Consider the following 15,652-nt stretch of genomic DNA (forward strand, 5'->3'; position numbering starts at 1 on the left):
CCGGGTGAAAGATCGCGCGGGCGACTAGTCCGTGGTGCTGATTTCTTCGTCGAAGGAAACCTCGATGGATTGCCGTTTGCTGAAGTCAAACGCGAGCATCATGGTATCCAGTACATCTGCATCCCCGTTGTGGGAGAAGGGTAGGACAAGTGCCGTGAAGTCGATAGGGCGAGTTTCTTCAGGCTGGAACTGGCCCTTGAAATACATCGGTGCATCGGCTTTGGCAGTGCTTGAAAGCATATTCCGCACAAGTTCGCGCACGTTGCCGTCCGCCGGATCCACCAGCCGGTCATGAGATTTACTGAGCCGCAATACTTCAAGCACTGTGGCGCCGGTGAGGCGGTCGTCATAGTCGTCTTCACCGTTTACCGACACAATCGCGAGCTGGGGCAGGAAGCGTGGGAACTTTTGCGGGCGAAACTCGCGTTTGTCCGGGTAGCGCCTGCCATGCTGAATTTCGCGCCAATGATCAAGGATTTCCGCCTGAAAAGCACCTGGCTCAACAGGAAGGTCACCCTCAATTTTTGTTGCGTCTTCGATCATGTTTATCAGCTTAGTTAAAAATGTATTAACTGGCAATGAATGCAATTAACGTTTTGTTAATAATTTCAATCGTGACAGAAGGAAGCGTGCGTCACAAGAAAAATCCAGCAAACAGTTGCCCAAAAAATTGGGCAGCTTTAATGTGCCGGAAACGCGCCCATCATGAATTGGAGAGAGACATATGAACGATACTTTGCCACGCTATGAAGAGACGCTCGCGTCTTATGCTTGCAAGCCGTCTGAAAGCCGTGGCCGGGTATTCAAGGAACCCGAGACACCGAATCGCAGCTGTTATCAGCGTGACCGGGACCGGGTGATCCATTCATCGAGCTTCAGGCGTCTCAAACACAAGACCCAGGTTTTTGTCTATCATGAGGGTGATCACTTCCGTACACGGCTGACCCACTCGCTTGAGGTGGCACAGATCGCACGGTCTATCTCTCGCTCTATGCACCTGAATGAAGACCTGGCGGAAGCGCTTGCGCTTGCGCATGACCTCGGGCATCCGCCTTTCGGCCACATCGGCGAAAGTGTGCTGAATGACTGCATGGGCAGCTTTGACGGTTTTGACCACAATGCGCAGGCGCTGCGGCTCCTGACCCGACTGGAGCACCGCTATGCGTCCTTTGAAGGCCTGAACCTGACATGGGAAACCCTAGAAGGTTTGGCGAAACATAACGGCCCGCTCACCGACGAGCCGGTTGACCCGAAAAACCCGCCAGAGCATCTGCCGTTTGGGTTCCGGGACTACCTACCTGAAAATGACCTTGAAATTCACACCTACGCATCCGCTGAGGCGCAGATCGCAGCACTTGCAGACGATATTGCCTATTCAAGCCACGACCTTGATGACGGGCTGCGGGCAGGGTTGTTTGAACTTTCTGAACTCAAGCGTATCCCGGTTGTGATGCAGCTGATTGATGAGGTTAAATGGACCTACCCGGATGCGCCGCGTGATGTCACTATCCATGAGCTGGTACGCCGCTTGATCAACCGTATGGTGGCGGATCTGATGGTGGAAAGCACCAAGCGTATCACTGCCCTTGCCCCTAAAACGCCTGACGAGATCCGCAATGCTGGCCAGCCGACAATTGCGTTTGGTAATGACATGCAGCAGGCGGTGAAGGAGTTGAAGGGATTCCTCTTTGATCGCATGTACCGCCATTATCTGGTCAACCGTATGGGCAGCAAGGCAAAAAGGGTGGTCACTGACCTCTTCAATCTATATATCTCTGAGCCCGAATGCCTGCCCACAGAATGGAGCGAGCGAGCGGGTGAGCGTAATTCAGCTGAAACCGCTCGTGTGGTCGCCGACTTTATCGCGGGCATGACCGACCGCTTCGCCTTCCGCGAACATGCAAAATTGTTTGATTTGAACAGAGTATCACTATGAATGTATTTACCCATTTTCGGGGTGTTATTGACGACCTTCTGTTTGGCCTTGCCAAAAGCGGCAAGCTGCCCGAAGGGCTGGACCTGAAAAATATCGCCGTCGAGCCGCCGCGTGACGCAAGCCACGGCGACATTGCGACCAACGCGGGCCTCGTGCTGGCGAAAGCCGCGCGCATGAAGCCGCGCGATATTGCTGAACTGCTGGCGCCGGGCCTTGAGGCCCATGCTGAGGTGGAAAGCGTTGAGATTGCCGGCCCCGGCTTCATCAATATGCGGCTGGCACCAAGCTTCTGGCAGGCGCAGGTAAAAGCGATCCTGGATGCAGGCACAAGCTTTGGCGATAGCACCCAGGGTGGCGGCGAGAAGGTCAATATCGAATATGTATCTGCCAACCCCACAGGCCCAATGCATGTGGGGCACGTGCGCGGCGCTGTGTTTGGTGATGCACTTGCGAACCTTCTCGGTAAAGCCGGGTTTGAGGTCTGCAAGGAGTATTACATAAACGACGCAGGCAGCCAGATCGATACGCTCGCGCGCTCTGCGCACTTGCGCTATCAGGAAGCACACGGCCGCGCTATCGGTGAAATCCCTGAAGGGCTTTATCCGGGTGACTATCTGGTGCCGGTTGGGGAAACGCTCAAGGAAAAATACGGCGACAAGTTTCTGGATGCACCAGAGGACGAATGGCTGGCGCTTTTCAAGGTTGAAGCCTCTGATGCCATGATGGTGATGATCCGGGAAGACCTGCGCCAACTTGGTGTTGAGCATGATACGTTCTTCTCTGAGCGGTCGCTTCATGAAAGTGGGCGTATCCCCGAGGCCGTTGAAGTGCTGAAAAGCCGCGGACACATCTATGAAGGCGTGCTGGAGCCACCAAAAGGTAAAACGCCTGAGGATTGGGAGCCGCGTAAGCAGACCTTGTTCCGCGCGACCGATTTTGGTGACGATGTGGACCGGCCTTTGCAGAAATCTACCGGTGAATATACCTATTTTGCTGCCGACATTGCCTACCACCACGATAAATATGTGCGTGGTTACAAACAGATGATTGACGTTCTGGGTGCAGACCACGGCGGCTATGTGAAACGTATGCAGGCGGCAGTGAAGGCGCTTTCGGAAGATGGATCTCTTGACGTGCGGCTTTGCCAACTAGTGAAGCTTTACCGTAATGGTGAGCCGTTCAAAATGTCCAAGCGTGCTGGCAACTTCGTGACGCTGCGTGAGGTTGTTGAAGAAGTGGGCGCAGGTGTGACCCGTTTCATTATGCTGACACGAAAAAACGACGCCCCGCTTGATTTCGACTTCAAAAAGGTGATGGAACAATCGAAAGATAACCCCGTGTTTTATGTGCAATATGCACATGCACGGGTGTGTTCGGTGCTTGCAAAAGCAAAAGAGGCTTTCCCGTCCCTCAATACAACGGACACTAGCCTCGCTGGTGCTGACCTGGCGCTTCTGTCAACGGAAGGCGAGATCGGCATGATCAAACAGTGCATGGCCTGGCCGCGTATGGTTGAGGCTGCAGCGGAAGCGCATGAACCCCACCGTATTGCGTTTTTCCTTTATGATTTAGCCTCAGAGTTCCATACTTTCTGGAACAAGGGTAACGATGATGCGAGCCTGAGGTTCATCATCGAAGGGGATGAGGCAGTTACCAAAGCACGGATGGCGCTTGTGCGCGCGGTCGCGATAGTGATTGCAAGCGGGCTGACTGTGCTGGGCGTAACGCCACTGGAGGAAATGCGGTAACATGGCCGACAATGACAAAAACACACCAAATAGAGAGCCTTTGACAGCGGAGAAGGATATTCCGCCTTGGCTGCAGCCCGTACCGGAAGAGGAAGAACCCGTTGGTTTCCTTGCCGGTAAACGCATGTGGGTAGCAGCCGCTGTTGCTGTGACTGTGGTGGCGCTTTTTGTTGCGGTTATCTTTTCGCTTTATGACGGGAGTTCCGACGAGGCACCGCGGCATATCACGGCGGATACCAACCCCATTCGTGAAAAACCGACAGACCCTGGCGGTATGGACGTGCCGTATCAGGACAAGCAGGTGTTTGAACGTGCAAACGGCACGCAGGATTCCTCAAGCGAGGTAACTCTTGCGCCGCAGCCGGAAGAACCGCTTGAAGCGCTGCCTGAGGAAGAAGAGTTGGCTGACGCTGAAGACCCTATCGGAGATATCGCGGCGCAGGTCACAGAAAACGCCCCAACTGCCAAAGCTGAAACGCCAGCGCCAAAACCGCAGCCGAAAGCTGAAAAAAAGCCTGAAGCAACCAAGCCTACACCTGCGAAAGCAACCGCGAGCACGGGCTTCAAGGTTCAGCTTGGTGCTTATGGCTCGGAAGAATCTGCAGAGAAAGCGTGGCGCGCGGTGCGCGGCAAGTTCAGCAATTTCCTCTCAGGCCTTAGCCCAAGCTATGAAGCCGTGAAAACCGGTGACCGTACGCTATACCGCCTTCGTGTGGGTCTGCTTGAGACACGCGCTGCGGCTGATGAAGTTTGCCTTGGCCTGCGCGCGCAGCAACAAGCCTGTATTGTTGTAAACCCTTGAAGGTCGAATAGATGATCCCTGTCATTTTTGGCTGCTCAGGCCCAGTGCTTACGAAAGAAGAGCGCGGCTTTTTTGAGCGCGTGAAGCCAGCCGGTTTCATTCTCTTTAGGCGGAACTGTGTGGAGCCTGATCAGATCAGGGCGCTGGTAGCTGACCTCAAAAAAGCGGTTGGCCGCCACAAAGTTCCTATCCTGATTGATCAGGAAGGTGGCCGCGTGCAGCGCATGACCGAGCCGAACTGGCGGAAATATCCACCGATGGCAGTGTTCGGCAACATGGCAAAAAAAGACCCGACCCTTGCGGCGAGCGCACTTCGGCTCAATTGCCGCTTGATCGCGGATGACCTCAGGCGTGTTGGCGTGAATGTGGACTGCCTGCCTGTGCTTGATGTCATGCGCGATGACGCCGACCCCATTGTGGGTGACCGTGCTTTCTCTCGCGATCCTGACCTTGTGGCGGCGTTTGGCCGCATTGTGGTTGATGCCCTGATGGACACTGGCGTGCTGCCGGTGATCAAACACCTGCCGGGGCACGGCCGCGCAACTGTGGACAGTCATCTCGAGCTGCCCGTTGTAGACACGCCGGTTGCGGAGCTGGATAAAACAGATTTTGTGCCGTTTCGTGCTATCAACGACGCGCCCTTCGGCATGACAGCGCATATCAAATATAGCGCTATCGACCCCAAAGCACCGGCAACGTTATCCAGAGTGGTGATTGGCCGTGTTATCCGCATGAAATTTGGCTTCAGCGGCATTTTGATGTCAGATGATCTGTCCATGAAGGCGCTGTCAGGTGATTTTGAAACACTCACCCGTAACTCGTTCGCAGCAGGCTGTGATCTGGTACTGCATTGCAATGGCAAACTTGATGAAATGCAGACTATCGCAAGCGCGGCGCATCCCATCTCAGGAAAGCTTGAGAAACGTATCGCTTCTCTCATATCTGAGGCAGATCAAAAGCCTATGCCAAACCGCGCCGACCTGCGCGCGCGCTATGACACATTGATGGAAAAATTCTAAGCCACACTAAGGGCACAAGTTAAGAGGACCAATCCTTGTTGGATATGATGGCGGATAAAATGCACCTGCTCAGCATCATGGCATTGCCGTTTTTGCTGGCGGTTACGTTGCATGAAGCGGGGCACGCGTTTGCGGCCAACGCCCTGGGTGACAGTACAGCCAAGTCGCAGGGGCGATTGTCCCTGAACCCCTTGGTGCACGTTGATAAAGTGGGCACGGTTATCATTCCGCTGGTTGCGGTTCTCGCGAGCCTGCCGTTCCTGATCGGCTACGCAAAGCCGGTGCCTATTCAGCCTCGGTATTTTAAGAATACGCGCCGTGATATGGTAATTGTGGCGCTTGCGGGCCCGTTCGGCAACCTTGTGGTGGCCTTCTTTTGCGCTTATGTGCTGCGGTTCTCTATCGGCTTTGGCGCCACTGGCGCTGACTGGATTACCAACACCATGTACTACGGCATCTTCATGAACTGTCTGTTTATGGTGTTTAACCTTCTGCCGATTCCGCCGCTTGATGGTGGCGGAGTTGTTGAGCAGTTCCTGCCCCATGAGGCCGCAAAAAGCTATCGCTCGATTGCACCCTATGGCTTTTTCATCCTGATGGGTATTATCATCCTCGCGAAAGAGATAATCCTTGTGCCAACATTCTTCATGACCGATCTTGTTGTGAGCTTGGTTGGTGTGCCGGTGTAATGGAATTTGAAGAAGACATTAAAGGTGTAACACCCCAGGGCCATGACCCTGACCAGCTCGTTCTCCAGATGGAAGGGTTCGAGGGGCCTCTTGATGTGCTTCTTACGCTTGCACGGGCACAGAAGGTGGATCTCACCCAAATCTCGATCCTCGAGCTTGTTGAGCAGTTCCTTGAATTTGTTGCGGCCGCTAAGAAACTGAAGCTTGAGCTTGCGGCAGATTATCTGGTGATGGCGGCGTGGCTTGCGTACCTTAAATCTCGCCTGTTGCTGCCTAAGGAAGATGATGATGAAGAGCCATCCGCTGAGGAACTGGCCTTCCGTCTGCAGCTTCGCCTCCAGCGCCTTGAGGCGATGCGTGAAGCAGGGGCCCGCCTTATGGCGCGCGACCGGATGGGGCGCGACGTGTTCCGCCGCGGCAAGCCTGAAGGCCTCAAGCTCCTTAAAAAAGGCAGCTATGACGTTACGCTCTATGAGTTGTTACGCGCGTATGCTGATAACCGCCAGCGTCATTCGATTACAGAGATAAGAATTGAGCGGCGGCCCATCTATTCGCTTGAGGATGCTATTGAGCGACTATCGGGCTTGATCGGGGACGCTTTTACGTGGTCTACGCTTTCGACCTTTCTGCCAAATAATTTGAAAGACGACAGGCTGCGGCGTTCTGCGCTTGCGAGCATGTTCGCAGCCTCGCTCGAGCTTGCAAAAGCAGGGCAGGCGGACCTGAGACAAATGGAAACCTTCGGCCCCATCTACCTGCGCCAGCGTGTGCAGGACGACGGAACCGGGGCAAACGATAACAAGAACGACTGAAGATCATGTTACAAACCGAAACTACAGAAACTCAGGCCGCAGAGGCACAAGCTGTTAGCCCGGAACTGGCGATCCAGCACCGCCGTATGGTGGAAGCTATTTTGTTTGCGAGTGAGAACCCGCTCTCAATTGAGGATATTGCTGAACGGCTGCCTGAAGGTGTTGACGTTGCAGCCCACATTGAAGACCTGCGGGACGCGTATGCGCACGCGGGTGTCAATATCGTGCAGGTGGCGGGCAAGTTTATGTTCCGCACCGCAGAGGACCTGTCTTTCCTGCTGCGTCGTGAGGTGGACGAACCGCGCAAACTGTCCCGCGCTGCGGTGGAAACGATGGCTATCATCGCTTACCACCAGCCTGTTACACGGGCGGAAATTGAAGAGATCAGAGGTGTTTCCATCTCCAAGGGCACGCTTGATGTGCTGATGGAAGCAGGCTGGGCGCGCATGATGGGCCGTAAACGCACACCGGGCCGACCTGTTACTTATGGCACAACGGAAGATTTCCTGGTGCATTTTGGCATTGAGACGATCAAGGACCTGCCGGGGGTGCAGGAGCTGAAAGCAGCCGGGCTTCTGGATAGCGTTGATGTGGCGCTTGATAAAATGGGTGGCATGCCAGACCCAGCCAAGGCGCTTGAGGAGGCCCAGGGTCAGATAGACCTTGAGGAAGCCATCGCCATGTCTGAGCGCGCGGAGCAGTCTGAGCCTCAGGAAGACGAGTTTGAAGATATTGATGGTGACACTGAGGATGAGCGCACCGAGCCGTGACTTGTCATGGCTGGCGGGGCTTCCCAGATAATGATACAAGCCAAAACAACATAAACGCCGACTGTTTGGCGGCGAGAGGGAGAATAGAACGATGTTTCCGGGTTGGTTGCAAATTGCACTGGTAGTGCTGTTGATTGTGCTTTTGTTTGGCCGTGGCAAGATTTCCGGCCTGATGGGTGATGTTGCACAAGGCATCACAAGCTTCCGCAAAGGCCTCAAGGAAGGCATGGACGCGCCTGAAGATGAAGCGCCAAAAGCTGTGGAAGATAAAAAAACCATCGACGGCGAAGTTGTCAAAACAGCTGAACAAGAAAAAGACAAAACTGACGCGTAAACCAGCACCATCAGTTCTGAGGTCGGGAGTCCGTATTCATGTTTGATATCGGTGCGATGGAGCTTTTTGTCGTCGCTGTGCTGGCACTTGTTGTTGTCGGTCCTAAAGAGCTGCCCAAGCTTTTGCGCACGATCGGCGGGCTTGTCCGCCGTATGCGTGAGCTATCGGCTGAGTTCCGACAGGGCGTTGAGCAATTGGCTGCGGAAGCTGAGCGCGAGACAGACCCGTTTCGGGACCTGAAAGACAAAGAAGGCTTGCGCCCGGGCATGAGCCCTGAAGAGATCACCAATCACATTATGAAAAATCGGGAAGCTGAGGAAGCGGAAGAAGCCATGAAAGTGGCCAAAAAAGCCTCCCCAAAAGACCAAAAGACCCCGAAAATGGTGGGTGATGAAAAGCCGAAAACCACTAAAAAAACCACTAAAGATGGGGAGCCAAAGGCATGATGACCCCGGAACAGCTTGGTGGTGAAGTCCCCGGCAAGCCGGATATCACGGACGAAGACGAGGTAGAAGCCAGCCGCGCGCCGCTGCTTGATCATTTGAACGAGCTTCGCGGCCGCCTGATCAAGGTACTGATCGGCATGGCAATCACCTTTGGTATTGGTGTGTATTTCTCGGCGGAGATATTCCAGATCCTCGCACGCCCCTATATGGAAGCGCAGGCGGGGAACGAGAACGCGCGCATGATCTTCACAGGGTTGATGGAAGGTTTTGCCGTTAACCTGAAGGTGGCTTTATACGGGGCCTTTATCGTTACCTTCCCGCTGTTGGCATTGCAGCTTTGGAAATTTGTTGCGCCGGGCCTGTACCGGGACGAGAAAAAAGCATTCCTGCCGTTTCTTGTGGCAACGCCCATTCTTTTCGCCATGGGCGCTTCACTTGCCTATTTCCTTGTTATCCCATGGGCTTGGCAGTTTCTGCTGAGCTTTGAGCAAGCTGGTGGGGCCGGGGCTATTGCCATCACGGCGGAAGCACGGGTAAGCGAATATCTCTCCCTTGTGATGCAGATGATCTTTGGTTTTGGCGCCGCGTTCCTCTTGCCTGTCGCCCTGACGCTCATGGGGCGGGTTGGTATAGTGTCGGCAGAATCACTGCGGGCCAAGCGCCGCTATATGGTTGTGGGCACGTTCCTGACCGCAGCTTTCCTCACGCCGCCTGACCCAATTAGCCAGATCGCTCTTGGCATTCCCATACTGCTCCTGTATGAGATTTCCATCCTGCTGATTGCAGCGACAGAAAAGAAAAAAGCGAAAGCTGAAGCCTTGGAAGACGAGGCGAGCTGAGCCCTCAATAAACCGAGAGTCCTAATGTTTGACCTGAAATTCATCCGTGAAAACCCAGAAGCTTTTGACGCGGCGCTCAAACGCCGTGGGGAAGAGCCGCGCGCAAGTGAGATTGTTGAGCTTGACGCCAAGCACCGTGCGCTTCTGACCGAAGCGCAGTCAGCTCAGGCGCGCCGCAACGAAGCTTCGAAACTGATTGGCCGCGCCAAAGGGCAGGGCAATGAAGAAGAAGCACAGGCGCTGATGGATGAAGTTTCCGGCCTCAAGACCCGTTTGTCAGAGCTTGAAGAAGAAGAGCGCACCACGGGTGAGGTGTTGCACACGCTTCTGATGAGCCTGCCGAACATGGTGTATGACGATGTGCCGGACGGGGCGGACGAAAACGAAAACGTTGAAGTGCGTACATGGGGCACGCCTGCAAGTTTCGATTTTGAACCGAGAGAGCATTTCGACCTTGGTGAAGCCCTTGGCATGATGGACTTTGAGCGCGCGGCCAAGCTTTCAGGCTCGCGCTTTGTGGTGCTTTCCGCCGGTGTGGCGCGGCTTTCCCGCGCGCTTGGGCAGTTTATGCTCGACCTGCACACGGGTGAACATGGGTATACCGAGGTTATCACCCCTGCCATGGTGCGCGATACAGCGCTTTTGGGCACAGGGCAGTTACCAAAATTTGGCGATGATGCGTTTAAAACCACCACCGATCACTGGTTGATCCCAACCTCAGAGGTGACGCTCACGAACCTGCATTCCGGCGAAATTCTGGATGAGGAAGACCTGCCGCTGCGTTTCACGGCGCATAGCCAGTGTTTCCGAGCGGAAGCGGGGTCTGCGGGGCGCGACACACGCGGCATGATCCGTCAGCACCAGTTTGAGAAGGTCGAGATGGTCACGGTGACAACCGAAGACAAATCCGATGAAGAGCTGGAGCGCATGACAGGCTGCGCGGAAGAGGTGCTCAAGCGCCTCGATATACCGTTCCGTACGGTCAAGCTTTGCACTGGCGACATCGGTTTTGGTGCGCGCCGCACCTATGATATCGAGGTATGGCTGCCGGGCCAGGGCCGTTACCGCGAAATCTCAAGCTGTTCCACCTGTGGTGATTTTCAGGCACGGCGCATGAAAATGCGGTGCCGGCCGAAGGCTGAGAAACAAACGCGCTTCGTGCACACGCTCAATGGTTCCGGTCTCGCTATTGGCCGCACGTTGATTGCGGTGATGGAAAACTATCAGCAGGCTGACGGCAGCATTCGTGTGCCGGAAGTCCTGAAACCCTATATGGGCGGCCTAGAGGTTATCGGCGCCTGAAATTAACGTAAGGCGGTTGTTATGGCAGCTATTTCTGCAGCACGTATTCTTGTCTCCAACGATGACGGTATCAATGCGCCGGGCCTTGAGGTGCTTGAACGCATTGCCCGGCAGTTCAGTGATGACGTTTGGGTGGTGGCCCCCGAAGAAGAGCAATCAGGCTCAGGGCACTCACTCACGCTTTCTCGTGTGCTTCGGCTCCGGGAACTGAGCGAGAAGCGCTGGGCCGTGTCCGGCACACCCACCGACTGTGTGATGATGGCCGTCAACAAGATCATGCAAGACAATAAGCCGACACTGATCCTCTCTGGGGTTAACCGGGGCGGGAACATGGCCGAGGATGTAACCTATTCAGGCACGGTCTCGGTTGCGATGGAAGGTCAACTCGCAGGTGTGCCGTCGATTGCGCTTAGCCAATGCACGCGGCCGGATACCCGCACCAAATGGGAAACCGCCGAAAAACATGCCCCGGAGGTCATTCGCCGGTTGCTTGAAAGTGGTTGGCCGGAAAATGTGTTGATGAACGTGAATTTCCCCGCCGTTGCGCCGGAGGAGGTGAAAGGTGTCAAGGTAACGGAACAAGGGCTTAGGGAGCTCACCGGCACCAATATTGACGAACGCGTCGATCCGCGCGGGTTCACTTATTACTGGTTTGGTCTTGGGCGCGAAGTGGGTGTGCCAGGGCATGAGACGGACCTCAAGGCGATCAGGGAGAGTTATATCTCCGTGACCCCGCTGCACCTTGACCTCACACACCATGAAACACGGCGCACAATGCTGGGTATTGTGGACGGCGCGCTTTAAAAAACGCGTTATAAAATAGCATTGGCGTATTGCCGAACAAAGGGCATGAAGCTATCTTCAAGATATGACGGGCGGAGGATCAAAAAAGCGGCAGTGTTTGGCGTCCATCGCGCTAGGGGTGGGAGCGACGCTTATTCTTTCCGCATGCTCCAGCGGTTACCGGACAATACCACCCGCTGATATCCCCGCCGTAAGTTTTGTGCGCAATGCCCCACGGCCTATTCCCTGGCCAAAGGTGAAACCCAGACCACCAGCCCGCTATGCATCAACCACGCCGCGTTCGCCAGCGCCCGTGAGTGTAGCACCGTCCAGCAGCAGCTCATCAGCCGGCAGCCATATCGTGCGCAAGGGAGAGACGCTTTATTCCCTATCCCGCCGATATGACGTGCCGCTGCGCACGCTAGTGGCGGCGAATGGCCTTAAATCGCCGTACACGCTCGCGGTAGGGCAACGGCTGAGTGTACCCAGCGCGCGGGTACACACGGTAGCGAAGGGTGAAACGGGCTACAGCATCTCCCGCCGGTATGGTGTGACCGTGTCGGCATTGATGCAAGAGAATCAGATCAGGCCACCGTACACACTGGCGATTGGGCAAACCCTCAGGCTGCCGGGAGGCGCTGGAGGAGGGGTAACAACGGCGTCTGTGAACCCGACTGTCGTGACCTCGACACCAAATAGGGGGCGTTCTGTGCCGCGCGCAACACCGCCGCCGCGGTCCTCAAGCGGGTTTGACTGGCCCGTGTCAGGCAAGCTGGCATCACGCTATGGCCCCAAGCAGGACGGCCTTCATAACGACGGCATCAACATCATCGCCCGTCAGGGTACGCCGGTTAAAGCGTCAGACGCAGGCGTGGTTGTATACGCCTCCAACGCGCTTCAGGGGTATGGTAACCTGCTTCTAGTTAAGCACTCAGGCGGTTGGATCACAGCTTATGCTCATAATGAACGTTTGCTGGTTCGTCAGGGCCAACAGGTCACCAAAGGGCAGGTGATCGCGCGGGTTGGCAACACAGGTGGTGTTAGCGAACCACAGTTGCATTTTGAGATCAGAAAAGGTCGGCAAGCCCTTGATCCTCTGCGATATCTTCAGCGCATGAGTGCAGCTGCATCGCCTTAAAACCGCACACGCTTTCCAAGCTCACCCGCTACACCCACGACAAATTGCCACGCTGTCCTGCCAGACCTGTTCCCGCGTGTTTTGGCCCATTCAAGGGCGGCTGGGCGCCAGTCAACGTTTCCTTTAAGGTCAAACGCCGCAAGATATCCTTCGATCATCTCCAGGTACTCGGCCTGGTCACAAGGGTGAAAGCCCAGCCACAGGCCAAAGCGGTCAGAAAGCGCGATGGTTTCATCCATTGATTCGTTTGGGTGAATGCCGGTGGCACCTTCCTGTTCCATCATGGAGCGAGGCAGCAGGTGGCGGCGGTTTGAGGTTGCGTAAAAAATCACATTGTCGGGCCTGCCTTCAAGCCCGCCCTCTAGCACAGACTTCAGTGCCTTGAAGTCCTGATCCGGGTTGTTGAATGAGAGGTCATCACAAAACACGATGAAATTGCGGTCCGCGTCGCGGAGCTGGGTAAGCAGGCCGGGTAGGGCCGCGATATCCTCACGGTGGATTTCTACAAGCGCGGGTGCCGCCGCGACGCTGTCAGCGACCGCAACTGCATGCACGGCCTTGATAAGCGTTGATTTGCCCATGCCGCGCGCACCCCATAGAAGGGCATTATTTGCGGAAGCGCCTGCGGCAAAACGCCGGGTGTTATCAAGTAGGGTACGTTTCGCGCGGTCTATGCCCTTAAGGAGGACAAGGTCTGGCGCAGAAACCCGGTTTATGGCACGCAGGTACATGCCGTCTGCCTCAAAGACAAAAGCGTCAGCTGAATCAAGAGGTTGGCGCAAGTTTTTTGCCTTGTTTCCCTGTGCCTCAAGGGCGTCTGTCAGCCGTTCAATTGCGGCGATCAGTTTGGTGCTGTCTTGCTCGGTGGCCATTGACCCTTGTATCCTTTTGCTCATGGACCCATCTAGGTTTGGCTTGATACCATGGTGATTGTTGCATTTGAAGGCAATGAAGCTATAGTCCCGGCAACGAAATTACCCGGTGGCCGAGGGAGCCACGTTACTTAAGAGGTTTGTCACATGTTCTTCTCACCAGTTTTCGCACAGGCAACCAGTGCGGCACCACAACAACCCGGCATGCTTGAGAGCTTTCTGCCGTTTGTTTTGATCATTGCTGTGTTCTGGTTCTTGATTCTCCGTCCGCAAAACAAAAAAATGAAAGCGCACCGTGAGATGGTGAACAATGTCAGCCGTGGCGATACGGTTGTGACCGCAGGCGGCCTTATCGCTAAGGTAACCAAGGTCAAGGACGACAACGAGATTGAAGTTGAGCTTGCAGACGGCGTGCGGGTGCGCGTTGTGAAAAGCACGCTGACGGACGTTCGCTCCAAAAGCGAACCGGCAAAGACCGAAGAAAAGAAGTAATACAGCAGCCCGGAGCCTAAGGTTTCGGGCGCTCTTGTTAGGGGATGCCGCATGTTGACCTTTCCACGCTGGAAAGTGCTGATGATCGCAGCCGTATGCCTGTTTGGCATATTGGCCGCTCTGCCGAACTTTTTAACTGAAGAACAGCGCACCGGGCTGCCTGACTTCCTGCCATCAAAAACGCTAAGCCTCGGCCTTGATCTTCAAGGTGGTGTTTATCTGCTTTTGGGGGCGGAAACGCAGGACGTTGTGGATACAAGGCTCAATAACCTTGCTGATCAGGTGCGGGATATTCGCCGGTCTGTCAGGTCGCTGAACTTCCGCAACGTGCGTACGGTTGGTCATTCGGTTGTCTTTGAGGTTACCCGAGAAGATCAGGTTGAAGAGGCCCGTAAGGAACTGCGGCCCCTTACCCAGAATTCTGTTGGCGCAACGAACCCACTTATGGGGGGTGGCGTTGAAGAGATCGAGATGGAGAATGAAGGCCTTGAGTTCCGCCTGACGCTCACTGATGCCGGTATCGAAGTTCAAAAGCGTGATGCCATTGCTCGCGCGATGGAAGTTATCCGCAAGCGTGTAGACCCTGACGGCACCAAAGAGATCACGCTGCAGCCGCAAGGCAATGACCGCATCATCCTTGAAGTGCCCGGTGCCAGCGACCCTGAAGAGATCAAACGCCTCATTGGTAAAACCGCGAAGCTCACGTTTCATGATGTGAATACTAACGTAAGCCCTGAAGACATGGCCCGTGGCCGCCTTGGCCCGCGCGAGCGTGCTGTGCCGATGTCAGATGGTCCCGGCTCTGTTGTGATCAAGGAACGCGTGATTGTCTCTGGCGATGACCTGACAGATGCAAAAGCTGCGTTTGACCAGAATGGTCGCCCGGCCGTTGCGTTTACGTTCAATACGTCTGGCGCGCGGCGCTTTGGTAACCACACACGCGATAATATCGGTCGTCCTTTTGCTATTGTGCTTGATAACTCTGTTATTTCGGCACCAACAATCCAATCTGCCATCATGGGCGGGCAGGGTCAGATCACAGGTGTTGGCAATGCTGCTGAAGCACAAGAACTTGCAACGCTTTTGAAAGCTGGCGCACTACCCGTACCGCTGACCGTGATGGAACAGCGCACAGTTGGCCCAGACCTTGGTTCAGATTCGATTGCAGCAGGGGAATGGGCGGCAACCGTTGGTTTCGCGGGTGTGATCCTCTTCATGTTGCTGGCTTATGGCGGCTTCGGTATTGCGGCGAACATTGCACTTATCACCAACCTCGTGCTGATTATGGGGGCCCTTAGCATGTTCCAGGCGACGCTTACGCTGCCAGGTATTGCAGGTATTGTGCTGACCATCGGTATGGCCGTTGATGCCAACGTGCTGGTCTTTGAACGCATCAGGGAAGAGCAATCCAACGGGCGCAAGCCATTTGGTGCGATGGAGCACGGTTATGGTGAAGCGCTTTCAACCATTATGGATGCCAACATCACCACTTTCATTGCCGCAGCTGTGCTTTACATGCTGGGCACAGGCCCCGTGCAGGGCTTTGCCGTGACGCTGGCGATTGGTATTCTGACGTCCATGTTCACTGCCGTGGTGTTGACCCGGTTTATCCTCTCAACCTGGCTGAAGCGGGCACAGCCTGCTCGCCTACCAATTTAAGGGAGAGCGGA

The 15,652-nt window shown here is 55.1% G+C and carries 17 protein-coding genes; 15 read left to right on the plus strand and 2 right to left on the minus strand.

Features of this window, described 5'->3' with window-relative positions:
- Window positions 1-24 precede the first annotated feature (24 nt).
- Window positions 25-543, minus strand: a complete 519-nt coding sequence (locus ACOOGA_RS17670) for a PAS domain-containing protein (protein WP_417461938.1) — start codon at window positions 541-543, stop codon at window positions 25-27.
- Window positions 544-724: 181 nt separating this feature from the next.
- Here ACOOGA_RS17670 and ACOOGA_RS17675 point away from each other — a divergent pair, with 181 nt between their 5' ends.
- The 13 genes from ACOOGA_RS17675 (at window position 725) to ACOOGA_RS17735 (ending at window position 12,618) form a co-directional block, all read left to right on the plus strand.
- Window positions 725-1,936 (plus strand): deoxyguanosinetriphosphate triphosphohydrolase, encoded by a 1,212-nt coding sequence (locus tag ACOOGA_RS17675; protein ID WP_417461937.1) that lies wholly within the window; start codon window positions 725-727, stop codon window positions 1,934-1,936.
- Window positions 1,933-3,684, plus strand: a complete 1,752-nt coding sequence (gene argS, locus ACOOGA_RS17680) for an arginine--tRNA ligase (RefSeq protein WP_417461936.1) — start codon at window positions 1,933-1,935, stop codon at window positions 3,682-3,684. The genes ACOOGA_RS17675 and argS overlap by 4 nt, the downstream gene beginning before the upstream one ends.
- A gap of 1 nt (window position 3,685) precedes the next feature.
- Window positions 3,686-4,486, plus strand: a complete 801-nt coding sequence (locus ACOOGA_RS17685) for an SPOR domain-containing protein (protein WP_417461935.1) — start codon at window positions 3,686-3,688, stop codon at window positions 4,484-4,486.
- 11 nt (window positions 4,487-4,497) lie between these two features.
- Window positions 4,498-5,505, plus strand: a complete 1,008-nt coding sequence (gene nagZ / locus ACOOGA_RS17690; protein WP_417461934.1) for a beta-N-acetylhexosaminidase — start codon at window positions 4,498-4,500, stop codon at window positions 5,503-5,505.
- Window positions 5,506-5,549: 44 nt separating this feature from the next.
- Window positions 5,550-6,194, plus strand: coding sequence for a site-2 protease family protein (locus ACOOGA_RS17695; protein WP_417462121.1), 645 nt, complete (start codon window positions 5,550-5,552; stop codon window positions 6,192-6,194).
- Entirely contained in the window at window positions 6,194-7,006 is an 813-nt protein-coding gene (locus tag ACOOGA_RS17700; protein ID WP_417461933.1) for a segregation and condensation protein A, read from the plus strand. The genes ACOOGA_RS17695 and ACOOGA_RS17700 overlap by 1 nt, the downstream gene beginning before the upstream one ends.
- A 5-nt stretch (window positions 7,007-7,011) precedes the next feature.
- Window positions 7,012-7,776 (plus strand): SMC-Scp complex subunit ScpB, encoded by a 765-nt coding sequence (gene scpB, locus ACOOGA_RS17705; RefSeq protein ID WP_417461932.1) that lies wholly within the window; start codon window positions 7,012-7,014, stop codon window positions 7,774-7,776.
- Window positions 7,777-7,867: 91 nt separating this feature from the next.
- Window positions 7,868-8,110: a twin-arginine translocase TatA/TatE family subunit gene (locus ACOOGA_RS17710; RefSeq protein ID WP_417461931.1), complete on the plus strand. Its 243-nt coding sequence runs from the start codon at window positions 7,868-7,870 to the stop codon at window positions 8,108-8,110.
- A 38-nt stretch (window positions 8,111-8,148) separates the two neighbouring features.
- Window positions 8,149-8,556 (plus strand): Sec-independent protein translocase protein TatB, encoded by a 408-nt coding sequence (gene tatB, locus ACOOGA_RS17715; protein WP_417461930.1) that lies wholly within the window; start codon window positions 8,149-8,151, stop codon window positions 8,554-8,556.
- Window positions 8,553-9,395, plus strand: a complete 843-nt coding sequence (gene tatC / locus ACOOGA_RS17720) for a twin-arginine translocase subunit TatC (RefSeq protein ID WP_417461929.1) — start codon at window positions 8,553-8,555, stop codon at window positions 9,393-9,395. Before tatB ends, tatC begins: the two co-directional genes overlap by 4 nt.
- 24 nt (window positions 9,396-9,419) lie before the next feature.
- Window positions 9,420-10,697, plus strand: a complete 1,278-nt coding sequence (serS, locus tag ACOOGA_RS17725; protein ID WP_417461928.1) for a serine--tRNA ligase — start codon at window positions 9,420-9,422, stop codon at window positions 10,695-10,697.
- Between the two features lie 21 nt (window positions 10,698-10,718).
- Entirely contained in the window at window positions 10,719-11,501 is a 783-nt protein-coding gene (surE, locus tag ACOOGA_RS17730) for a 5'/3'-nucleotidase SurE (RefSeq protein WP_417461927.1), read from the plus strand.
- Window positions 11,502-11,565: 64 nt separating this feature from the next.
- Entirely contained in the window at window positions 11,566-12,618 is a 1,053-nt protein-coding gene (locus tag ACOOGA_RS17735; RefSeq protein ID WP_420429138.1) for a peptidoglycan DD-metalloendopeptidase family protein, read from the plus strand.
- On the opposite strand, the gene ACOOGA_RS17740 is transcribed toward ACOOGA_RS17735, so the two are convergent.
- Entirely contained in the window at window positions 12,615-13,490 is an 876-nt protein-coding gene (locus ACOOGA_RS17740; protein ID WP_417461925.1) for an ATP-binding protein, read from the minus strand. The genes ACOOGA_RS17735 and ACOOGA_RS17740 overlap by 4 nt on opposite strands.
- 147 nt (window positions 13,491-13,637) lie before the next feature.
- Between ACOOGA_RS17740 and yajC the strand changes: the two genes are divergently transcribed.
- Both yajC and secD read left to right on the plus strand, forming a co-directional pair.
- Window positions 13,638-13,982: a preprotein translocase subunit YajC gene (gene yajC / locus ACOOGA_RS17745; RefSeq protein ID WP_417461924.1), complete on the plus strand. Its 345-nt coding sequence runs from the start codon at window positions 13,638-13,640 to the stop codon at window positions 13,980-13,982.
- 51 nt (window positions 13,983-14,033) lie between these two features.
- Window positions 14,034-15,641 (plus strand): protein translocase subunit SecD, encoded by a 1,608-nt coding sequence (gene secD / locus ACOOGA_RS17750; RefSeq protein ID WP_417461923.1) that lies wholly within the window; start codon window positions 14,034-14,036, stop codon window positions 15,639-15,641.
- The last annotated feature ends 11 nt before the right edge of the window (window positions 15,642-15,652 follow it).

This window comes from Kordiimonas sp., assembly GCF_965216265.1.
Classification (GTDB): domain Bacteria; phylum Pseudomonadota; class Alphaproteobacteria; order Sphingomonadales; family Kordiimonadaceae; genus Kordiimonas.